Below are 22,238 nucleotides of genomic sequence, written 5' to 3'. Positions count from 1 at the left end.
CCACTGCAAACAGTGGGAGCAGGCATGCTCCCACACCGTGTTGAGTGTTGGTCAGATCCGGAAGCTACCGACCAACTGCTTCAGGCGCGCGGCCTGTTGCTCCAGATCGGCGCAGGCGCGCAGGGTCGATTGCAGGTTTTCCACGCCTTCCTGGTTGAGGGTGTTGATCTCGGTAATGTCCATGTTGATCGACTCCACCACTGAAGTTTGTTCCTCGGTGGCGGTGGCGACTGACTGGTTCATGCCATCGATCTCGCCGATGCGCTGGGTCACGCTGTTCAGGCGTTCGCCGGCCAGGTTGGCGATTTCCACGCTGTCATGGCTGTGGCGCTGGCTTTCGCTCATGGTGCTCACCGAGTCGCGGGCGCCGACTTGCAGTTCCTCGATCATCTTTTGCACTTGTTGCGCCGACTCCTGGGTGCGATGCGCCAGGTTGCGCACCTCATCCGCGACCACTGCAAACCCGCGTCCGGCTTCCCCGGCACGGGCCGCTTCAATCGCCGCGTTGAGCGCCAGCAGGTTGGTTTGTTGCGAGATGCTGGTGATGACCTCGAGAATCTGGCCGATATTCACGGTTTTGCTGTTAAGTGCTTCGATATTGCTGCTTGATGCACTGATCATCGAGGACAGCTGGGTCATTGCCTTGATATTGCGTTCGACCACCTGTTGACCGTCTTCGGCCAGGTGGCGCGCATCGCTGGCCTGGCTCGACGCCTGCGCCGCATTGCGCGCGATTTCCTGGGCGGCCGCGCCCAGCTCGTTGATCGCCGCAGCGACGCTGTTGGTGCGGTTGGCCTGCTCGTCGGAGTTGAGCATCGACGAATTGGAGGCGCTGACTACGCGCAGGGCCACTTCGTTGACCTGCTCAGTGGCGGATGACACTTCGCGGATAGACGTATGAATGCGCTCCACAAAGCTGTTGAACGCGTCACCCAAGGTGCCGAATTCGTCATGGTTCTGGATGGTCAGGCGGCGCGTGAGGTCGCCCTCGCCGTCGGCGATGTCCTGCATGGCGCGCGTCATCAGGTGCAGCGGTTGCAGGAGTACGCGGATCAGCATGCCGAGCAGCGCGATGATGATCGCCACGGCAATCACGGTGGCAATGACCGCTGAGGTGCGAAATTCACTGAGCATGGCGAAGGCATCGGCCTTATCCACGGAAACGCCGAGGTACCAGTTCACCGAGGGCAGGCCTTTGATCGGTGTGAAGGTGACGATGTTGGTCTTGCCGTTGGCCTCGACCTCGCTGAAGTCGGCGCTGATCTTCGGCGTATTGCCCGGATAAACGTCGGCGAGCGTCTTCATCACCAGGTTCTTGTCCGGGTGCACCAGCACCTTGCCGTCGGCGCTGACCAAAAACGCATAGCCCATGCCGCCGAAATTCAAGGCGCCGATTTTGTCGACCAGCGTCTGCAGGCTGAGGTCGCCGCCCACCACGCCGACAGCCTGGCCGCCCTTGGCGCTGGGGGTGGCGATGGAGATGATCAATTGCCCGGTGGCTGCGTCGACGTAGGGTTCGGTCAGGGTTGAGCCGTTGCTGCTCTGGGCGCCTTTGTACCAGGGCCGCACACGCGGGTCGAAGCCGTCCGGCATCTTGGTGTCGGGGCGAATGGTAAACGCGCCCTGGCTGTCGCCGACGTAGGTCGCCATGAAGGAGGACGTCAGGGTTTTCTGTTCCAGCAGGCTGGCCACCACCCCAGGTTCCGGGTTGATGGCAATGTTCTGCGCGGCGTTTTCCACCAGCACGATGCGCCCGTTCAGCCAGGTCTGAATGCTGCCGGCGGTGACATCGCCCATTTCATGCAGGTAGCTGTTGAGGTCATCGCGAATGGCGTTGCGTTGCAGGTAGTCGTTATAGAGGGTAAACAGCGCGAATGCGGCGATGACGATAAGGGAGGCTGCAAGCAGGATTTTGTGGCTGAAGCGCAGATTTTTATTCATGGCTTGTAGGGTCCGCTAAGGTCTTGATATCCGAAGCGCGTCCTGATGGGGAGGCGCAAAATGGCAACGTCAAAAAAGGTGTGATATTTCTGGTGGTGGCTCTGTGGGTCCCGGTAGGAACCGTCTGACCTGTTTTTCGGTTTTGTGGGTTTCACATAGGCTTGTATCGACCTGGCGACACTAAAGATTAACCATGGGTGACGAAATGCCTGACTCCACGCAACTGTTTATCGGCGCCGACCTTTCCGGACAGCCCATCGCCCAGGCGATGCGCCTGGCTAACCGTCACGGGCTGATCGCCGGCGCCACCGGCACGGGCAAGACCGTCACGTTGCAACGCCTGGCCGAAGCCTTCAGTGATGCCGGCGTGGCGGTGTTTGCCGCCGACATCAAGGGTGACCTGTGCGGCCTGGGCGCGGCGGCAAACCCCCAGGGCAAGGTGGCCGAGCGTATTGCCGGCATGCCTTTGCTCAATTACACGGCCAAGGCTTATCCGGTCACGCTGTGGGATATCCACGGGCAAAGCGGTCATCCGTTGCGCACCACCATCAGCGAAATGGGGCCGTTGCTGCTTGGCAGCTTGTTGGAACTCACCGATAGCCAGCAGTCGGCGCTTTACGCCGCCTTCAAGGTGGCGGATCGCGAAGGCTTGTTGCTGCTCGACCTCAAGGACCTTAAAGCGCTGCTTAACCATCTGCGCTATCACCCGCAGTTGCTGGGCGAAGATGCGGCGTTGATGACCACCGGTTCCAGCCAGGCACTGTTGCGACGCCTGGCAGTGCTGGAACAGCAGGGCGCCGAGGCGTTGTTTGGCGAGCCGGCCCTGCAGTTGGAAGATATCTTGCAGCCCAACGCTGACGGGCGCGGGCGCATCCACCTGTTGGACGCAAGCCGCCTGGTGCACGAGGCGCCGAAGGTGTACGCGACGTTCCTGCTATGGCTGTTGGCGGAATTGTTCGAGCAACTGCCCGAGCGCGGTGACGCCGACAAACCCCTGCTCGCGCTGTTTTTCGATGAGGCACATCTGCTGTTTGCCGATACACCCAAGGCGTTGCAGGAGCGTCTGGAGCAGGTGGTGCGGCTGATTCGTTCCAAGGGCGTTGGCGTGTATTTTGTCACCCAATCGCCAGGCGACCTGCCGGACAGCGTGCTGGCGCAGCTCGGCCTGCGCATCCAGCATGGCCTGCGGGCGTTCACCACCAAAGAACAGAAATCCCTGCGCGCCGTAGCGGACGGTTTTCGGCCCAACCCGGCGTTTGATGCCTTGTCGGTGTTGACAGAGCTGGGCACCGGTGAGGCGTTGGTGGGTACCTTGCAGGAAAAAGGCACACCGGAAGTGGTCCAGCGCGTCCTGGTCGCACCGCCACAATCGCGGATCGGCCCGCTCAGCGCCGCCGAACGCGCTGCCCTGATGGCCAGTTCACCCTTGCAGGGCCGTTACGACAAGCCGATCGACCGTGAATCTGCGTATGAAGTGCTGATGGCACGCAAGGAGCTGGGGCCGACCGAGGCAGGCAAGCCAACCGCCGACGAGCCGAGTTTCACCGATAGAGCCGGGGCGTTCCTCGGCACAACGGCAGGCAAGGCGCTCAAATCGGCAATGCAGCAAGCCGCCAATCAGATGGGGCGGCAATTGGTGCGGGGGTTGCTGGGGTCGTTATTGGGCGGCAGCAAGCGTAAGTAAACGATCAGGACTTGGGCCTGGCGTGGGCCGCCAGGCGTTCAAGCGCCGCGCGCAAGCCTGGATTGCTGATCCCGTCGGCCGTTGCCTGAATGGTTTCGGCCGCATTCATCGACAGATCATGCGTGTGCTCCACCACTCCAGGCAGGGTGGTCGGCGGTTGCACCTTGAACTGGATGCGCGTCAGCCCGGCGAACTCATCAAAGGCCGTCAATTGACGCTGCAAGCGTTTTTGCTGGTAGCGCAAACGCGTTGCCCAATGCCCGTCCGTGACAATCAGTAGCAGGTTGCCTTCACGCCAGGACGCCACGCGGCAATGTTCGCGCGCGGCAGGTTGCAGTTGGCTTTCGAGCAGACGTTGCAGATGGCCCAAGCGTTGCGCATGGCCAAAGATGGCTTTGAGCGGCTTGGCATCGCGAAGCAACACGCTGGGCGCGCGGGCTGTCAGGGGGCGAAATGCCATGATTGGACACCTTCAGTAACAGAGCGGCCATCTTAACAGAAAGCGCTCGGATGCCCCCAGTCACCGCCTTGGTGGAGTTTTCGTCGTGAAATCAATCGGTAACTTCTCGCCTTGATGGGTTGAAGTTCCGGCAAAAGCCCTTATTTTAAACAAGCCCTCTCACAGCGCCATGCCAGCATCGGGGAACAACGCCACTTTCCTCACCCACGATTCCGGGTAGAATGCGCGTTCGCATGCGGCCGTGAGGGCTGCTCGGGCCACTCACGGTGCGCCCTCCATCCCTATGTGTGGAAGAACCTGCCGATATGTTTGCGCCTTTGTTAAAGAAACTTTTTGGAAGCAAGAATGAGCGCGAAGTCAAACGCATGCTCAAGACGGTGCAGCTGGTCAATGCCTTCGAAGAGCAGATGGTTGCCCTTTCGGACGAGCAATTGCGCGCCAAGACCGAAGAGTTCAAGGCCCGCATAGCCAAAGGTGAAACCCTCGACAAGCTGCTTCCCGAAGCCTTCGCGGTTGCCCGTGAAGCCGGCAAGCGCGTCATGGGCATGCGCCACTTCGACGTCCAATTGATCGGCGGCATGACCTTGCACGAAGGCATGATTGCCGAAATGCGCACCGGTGAAGGCAAGACCCTGGTGGCTACCCTGGGCGTTTACCTCAACGCACTGTCCGGTAAGGGCGTGCACGTTGTGACGGTGAACGACTACCTGGCTCGCCGGGACGCCAACTGGATGCGCCCGCTGTATGAATTCCTCGGCCTGACCGTCGGCGTGGTAACGCCGTTCCAGCCGCCGGAAGAAAAACGCGCCGCCTACGCCGCCGACATCACCTACGGCACCAACAACGAATTCGGTTTCGACTACCTGCGCGACAACATGGCGTTCAGCATGGAAGAAAAATTCCAGCGCGAACTCAACTTTGCCGTGATCGACGAAGTCGACTCCATCCTCATCGACGAAGCCCGTACCCCGCTGATCATTTCCGGCCAGGCCGAAGACAGTTCGCGCCTGTACACCGAGATCAACAAGTTGATCCCGCGTCTGGAGCAGCACATCGAAGAAGTGGAAGGCGTGGTGACCAAAGAGGGTCACTTCACCATCGACGAGAAGACCCGCCAGGTCGAGCTCAACGAAGCCGGCCACCAGTTCGTCGAAGACATGCTGACCCAGATCGGCCTGCTGGCCGAGGGCGAAAGCCTGTACTCGGCGCACAACCTGGGCCTGCTGACCCACGTGTATGCCGGCCTGCGCGCTCACAAGCTGTTCCATCGCAACGTCGAATACATCGTGCAGGACGGCCAGGTCGTGCTGGTTGACGAACACACCGGCCGTACCATGCCGGGGCGTCGCTTGTCCGAAGGTCTGCACCAGGCCATCGAAGCCAAGGAAATGCTCAACATCCAGGCCGAAAGCCAGACGTTGGCCTCCACCACCTTCCAGAACTACTTCCGTCTGTACAACAAGCTGTCCGGCATGACCGGTACGGCCGACACCGAAGCGTTCGAATTCCACCAGATCTACGGTCTGTCGGTGGTGGTCATCCCGCCGAACAAACCGCTGGCGCGTAAGGACTACAACGACCTGGTGTTCCTGACCGCCGAAGAGAAGTACGCGGCGATCATCAACGACATCAAGGACGGCATGTCCAAGGGCCGTCCGATCCTGGTGGGTACCGCCACCATCGAGACGTCCGAGCACGTGTCCAACCTGCTCAACAAGGAAGGCATCGAGCACAAGGTGCTCAACGCCAAGTTCCACGAAAAAGAAGCCGAGATCATTGCCCAGGCCGGTCGCCCAGGCGCACTGACCATCGCCACCAACATGGCCGGCCGTGGTACCGACATCCTGTTGGGCGGCAACTGGGAAGTGGAAGTGGCTTCGCTGGACAACCCGACGCCAGAGCAGATCGCCCAGATCAAGGCCGACTGGCAGAAGCGTCACCAGGCCGTGCTGGAATCCGGCGGTTTGCAGGTGATCGCCTCCGAGCGTCACGAATCGCGCCGTATCGACAACCAGCTGCGTGGTCGTGCCGGCCGTCAGGGCGACGCCGGTTCGAGCCGTTTCTACCTGTCCCTGGAAGACAGCCTGATGCGTATCTTCGCCTCGGACCGCGTGAAGAACTTCATGAAGGCCCTGGGCATGCAGTCCGGCGAAGCGATCGAGCACCGCATGGTGACCAACGCCATCGAGAAGGCGCAGCGCAAGGTTGAAGGCCGCAACTTCGACATTCGCAAGCAACTGCTCGAGTTCGATGACGTCAACAACGAACAGCGTAAAGTGATCTATCACATGCGTAACACGTTGCTGGCCGCCGACAACATTGGCGAGACCATTGCTGACTTCCGCCAGGACGTGCTCAACGCCACCGTCAGCGCACACATCCCGCCACAGTCGCTGCCTGAGCAGTGGGACGTGGCCGGTCTGGAAGCGGCGTTGAAGAACGACTTCGGTGTCGAGTTGCCGGTTCAGCAGTGGCTCGACGAAGACGATCACCTGTACGAAGAAACGCTGCGCGAGAAGCTGATGACCGAGCTGCTGGCCGCGTACAACGAGAAAGAAGAGCAGGCGAGTGCCGAAGCACTGCGCACGTTCGAGAAGCAGATCGTTCTGCGCGTGCTGGACGACCTGTGGAAAGACCACCTGTCGACCATGGACCACCTGCGTCACGGCATCCACCTGCGTGGCTACGCCCAGAAGAACCCGAAGCAGGAGTACAAGCGCGAGTCGTTCACGCTGTTCTCCGAGTTGCTGGATTCGATCAAGCGCGATTCGATCCGTGTGCTGTCCCACGTTCAGGTGCGTCGTGAAGACCCGATCGAGGAGGAAGCTCGCCTGCGTCAGGAAGCCGAGGCACTGGCCGCGCGTATGCAATTCCAGCACGACGAAGCGCCGGGCCTGGATGCGCCTGAAGTGTTGGGCGAAGAGGTCGATGTGGCCCTGGCTCAAACCCCGGTGCGCAACGATCAGAAGCTGGGCCGCAACGAGCTGTGCTGGTGCGGCTCGGGCAAGAAGTTCAAACACTGCCACGGCCAGATCGAATAAGATTTCTGCCTGACGCTGTCACACCCTGCGCCGCGACCGGCCTCTGCCGTCGCGGCGTTTTGCCATTAATTCACCGTCGATCACGGCGGCACAGACATCACCCATTTTTAAGGAGCGCATTCATGGCTGTTGGTCTTGGTCCTTTGCCCACGTTGCACCCGGTTGCCGGTTTTGAGCTCGGTATCGCTTCGGCCGGCATCAAACGCCCGGGGCGCAAGGATGTGGTAGTGATGCGTTGCGCCGAAGGCTCGACCGTCGCGGGCGTGTTCACCCTCAATGCATTCTGCGCCGCGCCGGTGATTCTGGCCAAGCAGCGCGTGGCCGGCGCGATTCGTTACCTGCTGACCAACACCGGCAATGCCAACGCCGGCACCGGCGAGCCGGGCCTGGTGGCCGCCGCACGCACCTGCGCCAAGCTGGCCCAGTTGACCGGTGTCGATGCCAGCCAAGTGCTGCCGTACTCCACCGGCGTGATCGGTGAACCGCTGCCTGTGGAAAAAATCGAAGGCGCGCTGCAAGCCGCGCTGGATGACCTGTCTGTGGACAACTGGGCAGCTGCCGCCACCGGCATCATGACCACCGACACCCTGCCCAAAGGCGCGAGCCGCCAGTTCGTGCACGACGGTGTCACGGTGACCGTGACCGGCATCAGCAAGGGCGCGGGCATGATCCGTCCGAACATGGCGACCATGCTCGGCTACATTGCCACCGACGCCAACGTCTCCCGCGATGTGTTGCACAGCCTGATCCTGGACGGTGCCAACAAGTCGTTCAACCGCATCACCATCGATGGCGACACCTCGACCAACGACTGCTGCATGCTGATCGCCACAGGCCAGGCCAACCTGCCGCAAATCACCGAGGCCAGCGGACCGCTGTTTGCTGCATTGAAGCAGGCTGTGTTCGAGGTGTGCATGGACGTGGCCCAGGCCATCGTGCGCGACGGCGAAGGCGCGACCAAGTTCGTCACGGTTGAAGTCAATGGCGGCGCTAACCATCAGGAATGCCTGGATGTCGGCTACACCGTGGCTCACTCGCCGCTGATCAAGACCGCGCTGTTCGCCTCCGACCCGAACTGGGGCCGTATCCTGGCCGCCGTCGGCCGTGCCGGCGTGCCGGACCTGGACGTGAGCAAGATCGACGTGTTCCTTGGTGATGTGTGCATCGCCAGCCGTGGCGCCCGCGCCGAGTCTTACACCGAAGCCCGAGGCTCGGCGGTGATGCAGCGCGAAGAAATCACCATCCGCATCGAACTGGGTCGCGGCGAGTGCAGCGAAACCATCTGGACCACCGACCTGTCCCACGAGTACGTGAAGATCAACGCGGAATACCGTACCTGATAGCCAAGAGGAAAAGCGCGGTGAAACGAGTGCATGTAGCAGCAGCGGTGATCCGCGGTGTCGACGGCAGGGTCCTGCTGGCGCGCCGCGCCGATACGCAGCACCAGGGCGGCCTCTGGGAATTTCCCGGTGGCAAGGTGGAGGCTGACGAGTCGGTCGCCAGCGCGCTGTCGCGCGAATTGCAGGAAGAGCTGGGTATCCAGGTCACCACGGCGCGGCCGCTGATCAAGGTGCAGCATGACTACCCGGACAAGCAGGTGTTGCTGGATGTCTGGGAGGTGTCGGCCTTTACTGGCGAGCCTCACGGCGTCGAAGGGCAACCGCTGGAATGGGTTGCCCCACGGGACCTGCTCAGCTACGCGTTTCCGGCGGCCAATGCGCCGATCGTTGCCGCTGCGCGCTTGCCTGCCGACTACCTGATTACCCCTGGCGAGCTGGAAACCCCGGCATTGTTGCGCGGTCTTCAACAGGCGATTGCTGGCGGCATCAAGCTGGTCCAGTTGCGCGCGCCCAATGGCTACGACCCCAAATACCGCGACCTCGCGGTGGATGCGGTAGGCCTGTGCGCGGGCAAGGCTCAATTGATGCTCAAGGGGCCGTTCGAATGGTTGGGGGATTTTCCTGCCGCCGGCTGGCACATGACCTCGGCGCAACTGCGTAAACACGCGAGCCAGGGGCGGCCGTTGCCAAAGGAACGTTGGTTGGCTGCTTCTTGCCACAACGCAGAGGAATTGGCCCTTGCAGAGTTGATGGGCGTGGATTTCGTCACCCTGTCGCCGGTGCAACCGACTCAGACTCACCCCGACGCACAGCCGTTGGGCTGGGAGCAGGCGGCGCAGTTGATCAGCGGGTTCAGCAAGCCGGTGTTCCTGCTGGGCGGGGTTGGGCCGGCTGAGCGGGAGAAAGCCTGGGAGGCTGGGGCTCAGGGTGTGGCGGGGATTCGCGCGTTCTGGCCGCAGGTTTGATGTTGCTCTGAGGGCCTTATCGCAGCATAGGTATCTACACAACTCTCAACGACTGAAAAGTACCCCGTAGTGAGCGGGCTTGGCGAATCGTCGCACCGCCCGCGCTGGGTGGCGAAGCCGCCCCAATAAAGGCATCGCCGAGCTTCAGGTAGAGTCCGGTCGCCTGGTTTGGGGCTGCTTCGCAGCCCAGCGCGGGACAAGCCCGCTCACTACAAAGGTGTGTAGATACCTATGCTCCAAAATGTGGGAGCTGGCTTGCCTGCGATAGCGTCAGACCAAACACCAGCATAGTCAGTGTGGCTTCGCCGCCGCCTGCCACAACACCTCGGCAACCCCCTGGCGCCTGGCAATCACCCTGGCCGCCACAAACAACAAATCCGACAGCCGATTGATATACGCCAACCCTACGCCGTCCAGCGGTTCCAGCGCATTCAACTGCTGACAGCGCCGCTCCGCACTGCGCGCCAGGCTGCGGCACACATGGGCTTGGGCGATCAACGCCGAACCTCCTGGCAGGATGAAATTCTCCAGCGGCCCGACTTCCTCGTTCCAGCGGTCGATAGCCGCTTCCAGCCGGTCCACTTCGGCCGCGTTCAACGCCTTGTACTCTGGCATCGCCAGCTCGCCGCCCAGGTCAAACAACCGATGCTGGCAAGGTGTCAGCACCTCGATCACGTCGTGCAAACCCGGATGCTGACCGCCTAGTGCTTCAAGATAGGCCAACAGCAATCCGAGTTGACTGTTCAGCGTGTCCACTTCCCCTATCGCCTCCACGCGTGGATGGTCCTTGGGCACGCGGCGGCCGTCGCCCAGGCCGGTTTCGCCTGTGTCGCCGGTGCGGGTGTAGATTTTCGACAGGCGAAAGCCCATGGTCATTGCTCCAGTTGGTTCGATTCGTAAGGCGGCAGTTGGCTGCCGGCCAAGGGCAGGCGCAGGGTGAAGCACGTGCCTTGGCCGAGGATGGAGTGCACTTCCATCTGGCCCTTGTGGTTGTTGGTGATGATGAAATACGACACCGACAGCCCAAGCCCGGTGCCCTGGCCGATTTCCTTGGTGGTGAAGAACGGCTCGAACGTCCGCTTGCGCACGTTCTCGCTCATGCCGATGCCATTGTCCTCCACCTGGATCTCCGCCCACGGCGGGTTGAGGCGGGTGCGCAGGATGATGCGCCCCGGCTCGCTGCCGTCTTCGCGCAAGTGAATGGCCTGGGCGGCGTTTTTCAGCAGGTTGAGCAGCACCTGTTCCAGCTCGTTGGCGGTGCCGGGTACCGGGCCCAGTTGTGGGTCGAACTGGCGGATGATCGCCTGGCCCTTGAAGTCGAAGCCGATGGCCAGGTCGAAGTCGTTTCCGGCGATCTCCACCGCCTGGTCGATCAGTGCCGGTAAGTCGCAGGGCGCCATTTGCCGGTTGCTGCGACGACTGAAGCTGAGCATATGGGTGACGATCTTCGCCGCCCGCGCCCCGGCCTGCTGGATGCCATCGAGCAGTTGCGGTACCTCACGACTTTCGAGGTAACGGTTGACCGTGGCCAGTTCGATGCCCGCTTGTTCGGCGTGCTCCAGGTTCTTGGGCAGTTCAGGCGACAGGCGGCGGCGGATGTTCTGCACGTTGTGCAGGATCGCCCCCAACGGGTTGTTGATCTCATGGGCCATGCCGGCGGCCAGGCCGCCCACGGAGAGCATTTTCTCTGACTGCACCATCATTTCTTCCAGCGACAGACGCTGGGTGATGTCATCGATCCGGATCACCACGCCACGCCCGGCACCGCCCATCAGCGGGTAGAAGGTCAGGGCGTAATGCTTGGGTTCATCGTCCTTGAACCAGGTGACCCGCTCGATTCGCTCCACGGTGTGTTGCTCCACCGCTGCCCTGATCTGCGGCAGGTACGGTTTGAGCGGCTGGAACGCCAGGTAGATCGGCTGGTTCAAGGCTTCGTCCAGGCGCGTACCGGAGAGGGCGCTGGCCTCCTGGTTCCACTGGGTGACGTAGAGCTGTTCATCCAGGGCGATGAGCGCCGAGGGCATTGAGTCGATGATGCTGTTCAGGTAGTTCTGGAAGCCGGTGAGTTTTTTCTCGATCTTGCTGCGCACCTGCACTTCCAGTTCCAGCTTGCGGTTGGTGTGGCGCGTCTCTTCAGCCAAACCCTGTGCCTGATCATACGCGGCCTGGGAGTCGTCCCGCGCACGCTTGAGTTGCTGCTCGCGGGCTTCGATGCGCGACAGCATGGTGTTGAAGGCTTCGGCCAGGCTGCCGATTTCATCGCGGTTGCCACGCCCGGCGCGCAGGGCGTAGTTCTCTTCGCGGGTGACCTGACGCGACAATTCTTCAAGCTCATAGATCGGCCGGGTGATCAGCCGTTTGATCTGGCGGGCGATGATCAGCCACAACAACACGCTGAAAATCAGGATGCCCAGGCTGGCGGTCAGCGTGCCGGTATAAAACGCCACCGGCAATTCACTGCTGGCCACCAGCAGCAAATGCCCGGGCGGCTGGCCTGCGCGGGGCAGGGTGATGATCTGGTTGTTGCGAAACTCGGTGACGCGCCAGGCTTCGATATGCCGATAGTTGTCCGGCAGGTGCAGGCGGTCGCCGGATTGCATCTGCGCCAGGCGATCGCCCTGGCCGTCGTACAGGGCAGCGGCGCGCAGGGGTGAGTAGCTGGTCAGCTCATTGAGCAGGGCGTTGGCCTTGGCGGGCGATTCGAGGGCCTCGGCGGCCAGGCCAGGGTTGGACACCAGGCGACCGATGGCCTGCAGGGCCTGGGGGGCCATGCTTTCCTGGGAGATCCAATAGGCGGCGCTGATAAAGGTCAGGTTGGCCACCAGCAATACGGTGGTCAACAGCACCAGCAGGGCAGCTAGCAGTTTCTGCCCGACCGGTAGGTTTTCAAGACGCTGGCGCAGCGGCATCAGGGTTTTCCCAGGTAATAGACAGCGGGCAGGGTAGCGCGTGGTTCAGTCGCGGGGCAATCCGCGGGCAAGCAACTGTTCGACCAGGCGCACTTGCAGCTGTTGCAGGTGCGGCAGGTTCAACCGGTGGCGACCGGCCGCCTGGCAAGCATAGCCCAACAGGTAGCTGATCTCGGTGCGGCGCCCGGCGGCCACGTCCTGGTACATGGAGGAGTAATTGGCGGCCGTAGCCTGGATCACCCGTTCCACTTCGTGTTGCAGGTTTAGCGCAGCGGCGGGCTGGCCGCAGCACTCCAGCAGTTCAGCGAGTTCCGCGCAGAGGGTGGCGACTTCGCACTGATGGGCCTGCAGTTCGCCGTTGCGGCACTGATACAACACGGTCAACGGGTTGATGGCGCAATTGAGCGCCAGTTTGCGCCATAACCGCGTGAGGATATCGGTGCTCCAATCGTGGGGGATGCCAGCGGCGTGCAGGTCATCCAGCCACAGCGGCGGGGCAGGGTGGCTTGCATCTCCCAGCCAGGTGTAGCCATGACCGGCAAACACCACGCGCCAGTCCCCGTCGCGAAAGGCGCCTTCGGTGCTGGAGGCAAAGATGCAGCGAGCCCGGGGCAATTGCGCGGCGACAGCCTCCTGGCTGCCGAGGCCGTTCTGCAACAGGACCAGTTCGGCATGGGGTGCCAGCCGGTGCTGCAGCTGTGCGACGGCGCCCTGGGCGTCGTAGGCTTTGCACGCCACCAGCAGGCGATGAATCGGCTCGGGGTTGTCGGGTGTTTCGCCGATCACCGTGTAGGTGCTCGCGATGCCCTGTTCCACCAGCGTCAGCCCCTTGGCTGCCTGATAGCTGGCCAAGCGCGCTTTATCGCGCAGGATCAACCGCACGGGCACGCCGGCGCGCGCCAGGCGAGTGGCCCAGAGTGTGCCCAGGCTGCCGGCGCCGAGAATATGCCAGGTGGTCGACATCAGTTTGTGCTCCGTAGGGTCGCTCACAGTGAACGGGGCGAAAGAACCGCTATAATGCCCCGGCATTTTAGCTCGGGCGCGCTCCATCTCTACTGAGCCCGCCCCTTATATTGGAGAAATGACATGCCTTCGTTCGACGTGGTATCCGAACTGGACAAACACGAAGTCACCAACGCCGTCGAGAACGCCGTCAAGGAACTGGACCGCCGTTATGATTTGAAAGGCAAGGGCAGCTTCGAATTCAAGGAAAAGGAACTGACCGTCAACCTGACCGCTGAAGCCGATTTCCAGCTGGAAGCGATGATCGAGATCCTCAAGCTGGCGCTGGTCAAGCGCAAGATCGACGCGCAGTGCCTTGAAATCAAGGACGCCTACGCCTCCGGCAAGCTGATGAAGCAGGAAGCCGTGCTCAAGGAAGGCATCGACAAGGAGCTGGCGAAGAAAATCGTCGCTCACATCAAGGATGCCAAGCTCAAAGTCCAGGCCGCCATCCAGGGCGAGCAGGTGCGTATCACCGGCAAGAAGCGTGACGACCTGCAAGAGGCCATCGCGGCCCTGCGCGCCAAGACGTTCGACATGCCGCTGCAGTTCAATAACTTCCGCGACTGATGGCACGTTGCGGAACCTGGGGGCGTGTTTGACGTCCGACGCCCCAGGATCCGCGTCTGCACTTGAGCCCTACGGGGCTCATTTGCGTTTTCAGGCAGTCAATAAAGCTGCACATCCGCTACAGGAGAAGCTACATGGATTTGAACGCTGAAATGGATCACTTGATCAAGACCTCACAGTCGTGGATCCCGATGATCATGGAATACGGCAGCCGGGTATTGCTCGCTGTGGTCACCCTGGCCATTGGCTGGTGGCTGATCAACGTCTTCACCCATCGAGTGGGACGCTTGCTGGCCTTGCGTAACGCGGACCTGGCGCTGCAGCACTTCATCACCAGCCTGGCGAACATTGCGCTCAAAGTGATGCTGATCGTCAGCGTGGCCTCGATGATTGGCGTGGCAACCACCTCGTTCGTTGCCGCGATTGGCGCCGCGACCCTGGCCATCGGCCTGGCCTTGCAAGGCAGCCTGGCCAACTTCGCCGGCGGCGTGCTGATTCTGCTGTTCCGCCCGTTCCGCATTGGCGACTGGATCGAAGCCCAGGGCACTTCGGGTACCGTCGACAGCATCCAGATTTTCCACACCGTGCTGCGTACCGGCGACAACAAGACCGTGATCGTGCCTAACGGCATCCTGTCCAACGGCATCATCACCAACACCAACCGCCAGCCGACCCGCAAGGTGGTGTTTGATGTGGGTGTGGATTACGAGGCTGATTTGCAGAAAGCGCGCGAGGTGCTGCTGGAACTGGCGAAGGATCCGCGCGTGCTGGCTGACCCGGAAGCCGTGGCGGTGGTTTCGACCCTGGGTGACAGTTCGATCACGGTGTCCCTGCGTTGCTGGACCAAAACGTCGGATTATTGGGATGTGGTGTTCATGTTCAATGAACTGGCGCGCGATCGTTTAAAAGCGGCAGGGATCGATATTCCATTTCCGCAGCGGGTTATTCGAGTCATGCAGGAAACAGTGGCCAAGTAAGCGCAAATCTCGTTAGTTAGCTAGCTAGTTATCCGTGCTGAAACAATACAGCTATAAAAAAGCCGCTCCCTTGTTAAACAAAGGAGCGGCTTTTTGTTTAAGGCCGAAGCCTTAAGTCATCGTTGTAATCAAACCGTCAATTACAAGATGTTCAGCGGGTATTGTGCGATCAGACGCAGTTCGTCGATGGACGAAGAACCGTAGTAGACACCATCAGACGAACGATAAGTCGCTTGACGTACACGCAGGCTCAGGTCTTTGGCTGGCCCGCTCTGGATCACGTACTTGGCTTCGATGTCGCGTTCCCACTCTTTACCGTTGGAGGTAGTGGCGGTGTTGGCGCCGCTACCGGTCACGTAACGAGTCATGAAGCTCAGGCCAGGAATGCCAAAGGTCGCCATGTTGATGTCGTAACGAGCCTGGTAGGACTTCTCGCCTTCGGCGTTGAAGTCGGAACGGGCAACGGAGTTGGCCAGGAATACCGAGCCGCCGCCGTCTACGCCGTAGCCGTAGTCGCCGTCGCCGGTGACTTTCTGGGCTGCCAGGGTGAAGGTGTGAGCGCCGACAGTGTAGGCGCCCTGCAAGCTGAACGCGCGGTTGTCGAGCTTGGTGGTGCCGTCATTGTAAGCGCGTTGCCGGCCTTGGCCTTCGCTCTTGGTGTCATAGATGTTGAAGTCCAGCGCGAAGGATTGGTCGTCGCTCAGCGCGTGGGTCCAGTTCAGGTTGCTGTAGTACTTGCGGAAGAAGTCTTCGGTTTTCGCGTAGTACAAGCTGCCGGTGAACTCTGGAGTGAAGGAGTACACACCGCCGACAAAGTCGGTCTTGGTCAGGCCCAGGCTGTCATGGAACGTCTGGCTCTGCGAGACGCTGGAAGTGAAATGACCGCCTTCCAGCTTCAGGCCCTTGATCTCGTTACTGGTAATGGAGATACCTTGTGGCAGCTCTGGCAGCAAACGGCTGTCATCGGAAGCAAATACAGGGGCTGTGGTGTATTGGTCACCGATTTTCAGGACCGTATCGGAGATACGGAACTTAACGGCGCCGCCGCCTTTGGAGTACTCGTCTTGCGAACGACCGTCGGAGCCGGTCGGGAACAGGCCGGTGCCGGCGCGGCCCTTGCCACTGTCGAGCTTGACGCCCAGCAGACCGATCACGTCAACACCGACACCGATAGTGCCTTGGGTGAAGCCCGAGGAGTAGAGACCGTGGAAACCCAGGCCAGACTCTTCGACGCGGCTTTGGGAGCCAGGGCCCGACGGGTTATTACGAAAATCGCGGCTGAAATACAAAGCGCGAGTATTGATGCTGAACGTGCTGTCTTCAACAAAGCCTTTGGAATCGCTTTGGGAGGACGCCATTGCGAACTGCGAGGTGCCTGCTGCCGAAACAGCCAGGGCGATCATGCTCCACTTCATCACGCGCATCGTGATTTGCTCCTTTGGTTTTAGGAAGAGTACTGCCGTCCCACCTGTATTTTTGTCTGGGCGGCTCTTTCTTTTTTGTGTCGGCGCAAAGTTATATCACGCTGACAATTATGGCGATACTTGCCCAACTTTCCTTTCAGCTTCTTTACGAGCTTGTCGTAGATTGCTAGATCCCTGTCGCAAATTCACAGCCTCATGGTGGCGAGGCTGACAACTTCAATACTGTTTCTAACACGTAAAAAGAACGCAAAATACGTGACTTTTAAAGTTTGAAATCTTCCTTGGTGCGTATTGAACCGCTGCTGTTTTTCTCGCGAAACACCTGCTTCCCGCCGGTGCCGTTGCCGACGCTGGAGAGATGAATGCAGCAAGCGTGCCCAAAGCGCGAACTGAATGTCATTTTTTCGTGAAATTCGTCGTGGATTCGTGAAAATCGCATAAGCACGGGGTTTTTACGCCGATTGGTTTGGGTTTCATGAGCGCTTCCCTCATTCGTCTGGTGGTACCTGAATCCGTGAAGCCGGAAAAACGTTACCGGTCCACCCCGGCCAGTGGGTAGTAACGGATCCATAAGAGGCGCATATGGGTCATTTTGGTGCAGTGCCCTGGTTGCTCCAGGCTGGCGTAGATGGCCCAATGCCTCATTTCGTGAGGCCTCTGTATCGCGGGTTTCGTCCTGATGGTTTTGATCAGCCTGCGGCTCAGTGCCCTAGGTCTGCTGATTGAGCGTAGCCGAACTATTCGTTTGTCTCGAAATGGTGCGTTTTTTTGCCGCGCCTTGCCCAAGTGGCGATCGGCCTGCGTGAAGCCTCTGCCAATCGCAGGTATGCTGCAGGCTTGAACCTGACCTGCCGAACGGAGTGCCCGCGGTGTTCGCTTTAGATCAACGCCTTCAACAAGACACGCTGGCGATTGGGGACTTCCCCCTGTCCCGCCTGCTGCTGTCCAACGACTCGAACTACCCCTGGTTCATCCTGGTGCCGCGTATCAACGGTATCAGCGAAGTGTTTCAGCTGGATGTCACCGACCAGCAGCGCTTGTGGCAGGAAACCACTGCCTTGGCTCAGTTGCTCAATGAAGGCTGGGGCGCCGACAAGATGAACATTGGCGCCCTGGGCAATGTGGTCAGCCAGTTGCACGTGCATGTGATTGTGCGCAAGCGCGACGATGCCGCTTGGTCGGCGCCGGTATGGGGCAAGCATCCGGCGCAGCCTTATACGGATGAACAAGTGGCCGCTATTCGCGCCCGTCTGCGTGAGCTGTTGCCCGTCGATTTCATTTTTACCCAGGGTTGAATCATGGACCTGCAAGACCGCGTCACCGACCTGGAAAGCCGCCTGGCCTTCCAGGACGACACTATCGAGACCCTCAATGACATCCTCGTCACGCAGCAGCGTGCGGTAGAGCGCCTGCAATTGCAGATGACTGCGCTGCTCAAGCGCCAGGAAGAAATGGGCGGTCAATTCGAAACGGCTGAAGAAGAAGCCCCGCCGCCTCACTATTGACTATTTATAGCCGCGCATAAAAAACCGCGACCCAGCAGCGCTGGATCGCGGTTTTTTTATGCAGCGAGCGCGGGTATCAGCGACGCGGCAGTGCAGCGATCACGTCTTCGGCTTGCAGGCCTTTGTCGCGATTCATGACGGAGAATTCCACGCGCTGGCCTTCCACCAGGACACGATGGCCTTCGCCGCGGATGGCCCGGAAGTGGACGAAGATATCGTCGCCCGAATCGCGGGAAATAAAGCCGAAGCCCTTGGACGTGTTGAACCACTTGACGGTACCGGTATCCCGGTTGGTCATGTCGTAGCTTTGCGACGAAGCCGCAGGTGACGAACGGTAGAAGCTGATGGCCAGGTGAAGAACGATGGCGACCACAGCAATCACCAGGCTGAGCAGGATGGCCGGGTGGCCGCCGACTTCAGGCATGGGTGCCAGGAGGGTGAGGGTTTGAACAACGACAGTCAGCACCAGCAGCGCGCTGACCAGGTTTTGCAGTTGATGACGTGTGCCTTTGTTCCAGTAAGGGATCACCGGTGCCAGCGTCAGGTTAAGAAGGCCGAACAAGGCCAGGTACAGAGCGTCGTGTTGTTCCAGGTAGGGAGGGCTTCCCTGTTGCAGGCTCGGTATAAAGGACAGCAGCAACGCTGCAACGCCCGTTAGCAGGTGGACGATTTTCAACATTTTGATTAACTCACGTTAAGATGGATCACCAGGAAGAGCTGACTGGCACGGTTCGCTTCTGAACAATGGGAGGCGTTGGGCACGTGCGCGGGGTATCAGCCTATGCCGCTGCCGCAGAACGTAACGGCGACGACACGCCGCCTATTTAACAGCAAAGGCTGTGCCTACTCAAATCAAGCATTTCGGGGCGTTGCAAGGCCCGCGGCATTTCTGCGTAAAACGCTTGTCCTAGACAGGTGCAGGCTTTTCAAGCGGTGTGCAGTGTGATTGCCTGCTTGGCCAGAAGCGGCCGCGGCGGGACGATTTGCCGCGCCGGGCTGCGCATCGGCGGTACTCTTGCTAGAGTGGCCTGCGCTTGATCAATGCATACATGTCAATTGAAGGGGATAACCATGGCAATCGATATCGGTATCAGTGAAGAAGATCGTAAATCCATCGTCGACGGGCTTTCACGACTGCTCTCCGATACCTACGTACTGTATCTGAAGACCCACAACTTCCATTGGAACGTTACGGGCCCCATGTTCCGCACGCTGCACCTGATGTTCGAGGAGCAATACAACGAGCTGGCCCTGGCGGTGGACTCCATCGCCGAGCGTATCCGTGCCCTGGGTTTCCCTGCGCCCGGTGCCTATTCGATCTATGCTCGCCTTTCCTCGATCAAGGAAGAACCAGGCGTGCCGAGCGCTGAAGACATGATCAAGCAATTGGTCGAAGGCCAGGAAGCGGTCACTCGCACCGCGCGCGGCATCTTCCCGCTGCTTGACAAGGTCAGCGATGAGCCAACGGCCGATCTGCTGACCCAGCGTATGCAGGTCCACGAGAAAACCGCGTGGATGCTGCGTTCGCTGCTCGAAAACCAGTAAACGTGCGCACCGAGTGGCGCCGTCCTGGCGCCGCTCGCTTGTTTCCGCGCATTTCCTGGCGTTGTCCTACGCCTTTCAACTCCACGTCTTCTGGCTGCCTGCTTCCTGCTGCTGTCTCATAGGGCCATTGGTCCCTGGGATGACCCATGGGCGGTTGTTTGGCAATGGAGTGTCAGGTGTATGTCACGCGGAGTGGGTAATGGAGTGATGGAAACCGTTGGTTTTCATAAGGTGAAGGACGACCCCTTTGCAAAAGGGTTCGATATGGGGCTGGCCAAGCCATTGTCCCGGTCGGTGAGGCTCAACGGGTTTTCCACGTGCCTGCGCCTGGAACAGATCTATTGGAATATCCTCACGGAAATAGCCAGGATCAATGCCTGTTCAGTCAGTGCGTTGTTGTCGTACGTCGATCGGGAAGTGCACTTGCGTTATGGCGGCGTGAAGAACTTCAGTGGCCTGGTCAGGGTGGTCTGCGTGGTTCATGCCTTGAAAGGGCGTATCGAGCCTTCATGTTCACCGGGACTGTCACTGGGATAGTCAGCGCGCTTCGGGGCCGCCCACCAGGGTGGGTCGGGCTCCGGGCAGAAAGCCGGCTGCGCTGCCTCGATTTACCAGATATAATCCCGCGCTTTGCTACGCATGCTGCGCACCCGTCGGGCAGGCGTGGCGCACGCAGTTACGATCTGATCGCCGAGACATCGCCATGCCCATGTACGACTATCAATGCGCTTCCTGTGGTCATCAATTGGAAGCCATCCAGAAGATCAGCGCAGCGCCGCTGGTCGATTGCCCAGCCTGCCAGGCACCGCAGCTCAAGAAGATGCTGTCCATGCCGGGCTTCCGCCTGAGCGGCAGCGGCTGGTACGAGACCGACTTCAAGACCGGCTCGAAGAAGAACCTGGCGGGCGGCGACAAAGCAGACTGAGTTGAACTCTACGCGCAGGCTCCTGCATTATCCGTCCCCTGCTTTAATGTACGGTGACGCGGCAGGCCTGCCACCGAATTTCGAATTACGAGAAGTGAAACCACGACCATGATGCGCAGCCACTATTGCGGCCAACTGAACGAGACCCTGGAAGGTCAGGAAATCACCCTTTGCGGATGGGTTCACCGTCGCCGCGACCACGGCGGGGTGATCTTCCTCGATATCCGTGATCGTGATGGTCTGGCCCAGGTAGTGTTCGATCCGGACCGCGCCGAAAGCTTCGCCGCCGCCGACCGCGTGCGCAGCGAATACGTGGTGAAAATCACCGGCAAGGTACGCCTGCGTCCGGCCGGCGCCGTGAACAAGAACATGGCGTCCGGCGGCATCGAAGTACTGGGCTATGAGCTGGAAGTGCTGAACGAGTCGGAAACCCCGCCGTTCCCGCTCAACGAATACTCCGACGTGGGCGAAGAAACCCGCCTGCGCTATCGCTTCCTGGACCTGCGTCGTCCGGAAATGGCCGAGAAGCTGCGCCTGCGTTCGCGCATGACCACCAGCATCCGCCGCTTCCTCGACGAGAACGGCTTCCTCGACGTTGAAACCCCGATCCTGACCCGAGCCACTCCGGAAGGCGCGCGTGACTACCTCGTGCCTAGCCGTACCCACCCAGGCAGTTTCTTCGCCTTGCCGCAATCGCCGCAGCTGTTCAAGCAACTGCTGATGGTGGCCGGTTTCGACCGTTACTACCAGATCGCCAAGTGCTTCCGTGACGAAGACCTGCGCGCCGACCGCCAGCCGGAATTCACCCAGATCGACATCGAGACCAGCTTCCTCGATGAAAAAGAGATCATGGGCCTCACCGAGAAAATGATCCGCAACCTGTTCAAGGAAGTGCTGGACCTGGAGTTCGGCGACTTCCCGCACATGACCTTCGAAGAAGCCATGCGCCGCTACGGTTCCGACAAACCAGACCTGCGTAACCCGCTGGAACTGGTGGACGTGGCCGACCAGCTCAAGGACGTCGACTTCAAGGTGTTCAGTGGCCCGGCCAACGACCCGAAATGCCGCATCGCCGCCCTGCGCGTGCCTGGCGGCGCGAGCATGCCGCGCAAGCAGATCGACGACTACACCAAGTTCGTCGGCATCTACGGCGCCAAGGGCCTGGCGTACATCAAGGTCAACGAGCGCGCCAATGGCGTTGATGGCCTGCAATCGCCGATCGTGAAAAACATCCCCGAAGCCAACCTGAACACGATCCTCGATCGCGTCGGTGCGGTTGATGGCGACATCGTGTTCTTCGGCGCCGACAAAGCCAAGATTGTCAGCGAAGCCCTGGGCGCGCTGCGTATCAAGCTCGGTCACGACCTGAACCTGCTGACCTGCGAGTGGGCGCCGATGTGGGTCGTCGACTTCCCGATGTTCGAAGAGAACGACGACGGCAGCTTCAGCGCCTTGCACCACCCGTTCACGGCGCCGAAGTGCTCGCCGGCCGAGCTCGAAGCCAACCCGGCAGGCGCGCTGTCCCGTGCCTACGACATGGTGCTCAACGGCACCGAGCTGGGTGGCGGTTCGATCCGTATCCACCGCAAAGAGATGCAGCAAGCGGTGTTCCGCCTGTTAGGCATCAACGAAGCGGAACAGGAAGAGAAATTCGGCTTCCTGCTCGACGCCCTTAAATACGGCGCGCCGCCTCACGGTGGCCTGGCGTTCGGTCTGGACCGCCTGGTGATGCTGATGACCGGCGCCCAGTCGATCCGTGAAGTGATTGCCTTCCCGAAAACCCAGAGCGCTGCGGACGTCATGACCCAGGCGCCAGGTGTGGTGGATGCCAAGGCCTTGCGCGAACTGCACATCCGCCTGCGCGAAACGCCGAAGGCTGAGTAAGGCTGCGGCGTGAAAGCGCGATAAGGTTGTACGCAGTCAACAAGGCGCATCTTCGGATGCGCCTTT

The 22,238-nt window shown here is 60.4% G+C and carries 19 protein-coding genes and 1 pseudogene; 12 read left to right on the top strand and 8 right to left on the bottom strand.

Translation table 11 applies throughout. The features are described from left to right. Positions 1-51: 51 nt before the first annotated feature. Both KVG91_RS27955 and KVG91_RS27950 read right to left on the bottom strand, forming a co-directional pair. Complete coding sequence (locus KVG91_RS27955) at positions 52-816, bottom strand: methyl-accepting chemotaxis protein (protein ID WP_404822404.1); 765 nt, start codon at positions 814-816, stop codon at positions 52-54. A 93-nt stretch (positions 817-909) separates the two neighbouring features. Then, a pseudogene (locus tag KVG91_RS27950) lies at positions 910-1,941 on the bottom strand (cache domain-containing protein); the annotation flags it as partial. Positions 1,942-2,146: 205 nt separating this feature from the next. On the opposite strand from KVG91_RS27950, the gene KVG91_RS07130 reads away from it, so the two are divergent. Further along, positions 2,147-3,625: a helicase HerA-like domain-containing protein gene (locus tag KVG91_RS07130; protein ID WP_169377425.1), complete on the top strand. Its 1,479-nt coding sequence runs from the start codon at positions 2,147-2,149 to the stop codon at positions 3,623-3,625. A gap of 4 nt (positions 3,626-3,629) precedes the next feature. On the opposite strand, the gene KVG91_RS07125 is transcribed toward KVG91_RS07130, so the two are convergent. Further along, a complete protein-coding gene (locus tag KVG91_RS07125) occupies positions 3,630-4,085 on the bottom strand; it encodes a DUF721 domain-containing protein (RefSeq protein ID WP_169377420.1) in 456 nt (151 codons plus the stop codon). 305 nt (positions 4,086-4,390) lie between these two features. Between KVG91_RS07125 and secA the strand changes: the two genes are divergently transcribed. The 3 genes from secA to KVG91_RS07110 all read left to right on the top strand — a co-directional run bounded on the left by secA (position 4,391) and on the right by KVG91_RS07110 (position 9,431). Further along, entirely contained in the window at positions 4,391-7,126 is a 2,736-nt protein-coding gene (gene secA, locus KVG91_RS07120; protein ID WP_169377421.1) for a preprotein translocase subunit SecA, read from the top strand. A 122-nt stretch (positions 7,127-7,248) separates the two neighbouring features. Next, a complete protein-coding gene (gene argJ, locus KVG91_RS07115) occupies positions 7,249-8,466 on the top strand; it encodes a bifunctional glutamate N-acetyltransferase/amino-acid acetyltransferase ArgJ (protein ID WP_169377422.1) in 1,218 nt (405 codons plus the stop codon). Positions 8,467-8,486: 20 nt separating this feature from the next. Further along, positions 8,487-9,431, top strand: a complete 945-nt coding sequence (locus KVG91_RS07110; protein ID WP_169377423.1) for a Nudix family hydrolase — start codon at positions 8,487-8,489, stop codon at positions 9,429-9,431. A gap of 291 nt (positions 9,432-9,722) precedes the next feature. Here KVG91_RS07110 and KVG91_RS07105 read toward each other — a convergent pair whose 3' ends face one another. The 3 genes from KVG91_RS07105 to KVG91_RS07095 are packed head-to-tail and all read right to left on the bottom strand — an operon-like array spanning position 9,723 to position 13,303. Beyond that, positions 9,723-10,301: a cob(I)yrinic acid a,c-diamide adenosyltransferase gene (locus KVG91_RS07105; protein WP_169377940.1), complete on the bottom strand. Its 579-nt coding sequence runs from the start codon at positions 10,299-10,301 to the stop codon at positions 9,723-9,725. 2 nt (positions 10,302-10,303) lie between these two features. Beyond that, a complete protein-coding gene (locus tag KVG91_RS07100) occupies positions 10,304-12,340 on the bottom strand; it encodes a sensor histidine kinase (RefSeq protein WP_169377939.1) in 2,037 nt (678 codons plus the stop codon). 45 nt (positions 12,341-12,385) lie between these two features. Beyond that, entirely contained in the window at positions 12,386-13,303 is a 918-nt protein-coding gene (locus KVG91_RS07095) for a putative 2-dehydropantoate 2-reductase (RefSeq protein ID WP_169377938.1), read from the bottom strand. A gap of 123 nt (positions 13,304-13,426) precedes the next feature. Here KVG91_RS07095 and KVG91_RS07090 point away from each other — a divergent pair, with 123 nt between their 5' ends. Then, positions 13,427-13,912 carry a YajQ family cyclic di-GMP-binding protein gene (locus KVG91_RS07090; protein WP_169377937.1) on the top strand — a complete coding sequence of 162 codons (486 nt, stop codon included), beginning with the start codon at positions 13,427-13,429 and terminating at the stop codon, positions 13,910-13,912. Positions 13,913-14,046: 134 nt separating this feature from the next. Beyond that, the gene (locus KVG91_RS07085; protein ID WP_169377936.1) at positions 14,047-14,889 is read left to right on the top strand and encodes a mechanosensitive ion channel family protein; all 843 of its coding nucleotides are present in this window, start codon (positions 14,047-14,049) and stop codon (positions 14,887-14,889) included. Between the two features lie 140 nt (positions 14,890-15,029). Here the strand turns inward: KVG91_RS07085 and KVG91_RS07080 are convergent, their stop codons facing one another. Next, a complete protein-coding gene (locus KVG91_RS07080; RefSeq protein ID WP_169377935.1) occupies positions 15,030-16,313 on the bottom strand; it encodes an OprD family porin in 1,284 nt (427 codons plus the stop codon). 869 nt (positions 16,314-17,182) lie between these two features. Here KVG91_RS07080 and KVG91_RS07075 point away from each other — a divergent pair. Continuing rightward, positions 17,183-17,608: an HIT domain-containing protein gene (locus KVG91_RS07075; protein WP_169377934.1), complete on the top strand. Its 426-nt coding sequence runs from the start codon at positions 17,183-17,185 to the stop codon at positions 17,606-17,608. A gap of 3 nt (positions 17,609-17,611) precedes the next feature. Next, complete coding sequence (locus KVG91_RS07070) at positions 17,612-17,818, top strand: SlyX family protein (RefSeq protein WP_076949754.1); 207 nt, start codon at positions 17,612-17,614, stop codon at positions 17,816-17,818. 76 nt (positions 17,819-17,894) lie between these two features. Here the strand turns inward: KVG91_RS07070 and KVG91_RS27880 are convergent, their stop codons facing one another. Beyond that, complete coding sequence (locus tag KVG91_RS27880) at positions 17,895-18,497, bottom strand: cold-shock protein (RefSeq protein WP_169377933.1); 603 nt, start codon at positions 18,495-18,497, stop codon at positions 17,895-17,897. Between the two features lie 392 nt (positions 18,498-18,889). Here KVG91_RS27880 and KVG91_RS07060 point away from each other — a divergent pair, with 392 nt between their 5' ends. From KVG91_RS07060 to aspS, 4 genes are all read left to right on the top strand, one after another. Continuing rightward, positions 18,890-19,363 carry a Dps family protein gene (locus KVG91_RS07060; protein ID WP_076949752.1) on the top strand — a complete coding sequence of 158 codons (474 nt, stop codon included), beginning with the start codon at positions 18,890-18,892 and terminating at the stop codon, positions 19,361-19,363. 180 nt (positions 19,364-19,543) lie between these two features. Then, complete coding sequence (locus KVG91_RS07055) at positions 19,544-19,900, top strand: ribbon-helix-helix domain-containing protein (RefSeq protein ID WP_169377932.1); 357 nt, start codon at positions 19,544-19,546, stop codon at positions 19,898-19,900. Positions 19,901-20,066: 166 nt separating this feature from the next. Further along, entirely contained in the window at positions 20,067-20,288 is a 222-nt protein-coding gene (locus tag KVG91_RS07050) for an FmdB family zinc ribbon protein (protein WP_016975453.1), read from the top strand. 108 nt (positions 20,289-20,396) lie between these two features. Further along, positions 20,397-22,172, top strand: a complete 1,776-nt coding sequence (gene aspS / locus KVG91_RS07045; protein WP_076949750.1) for an aspartate--tRNA ligase — start codon at positions 20,397-20,399, stop codon at positions 22,170-22,172. Positions 22,173-22,238: the final 66 nt, after the last annotated feature.

The sequence above is a fragment of the Pseudomonas azadiae genome (assembly GCF_019145355.1).
In the GTDB taxonomy this organism is placed as follows: domain Bacteria; phylum Pseudomonadota; class Gammaproteobacteria; order Pseudomonadales; family Pseudomonadaceae; genus Aquipseudomonas; species Aquipseudomonas azadiae.
The sequence above is the reverse complement of the archived record's forward strand: the minus strand, read 5'-3'. Positions and strand labels throughout refer to the sequence as shown.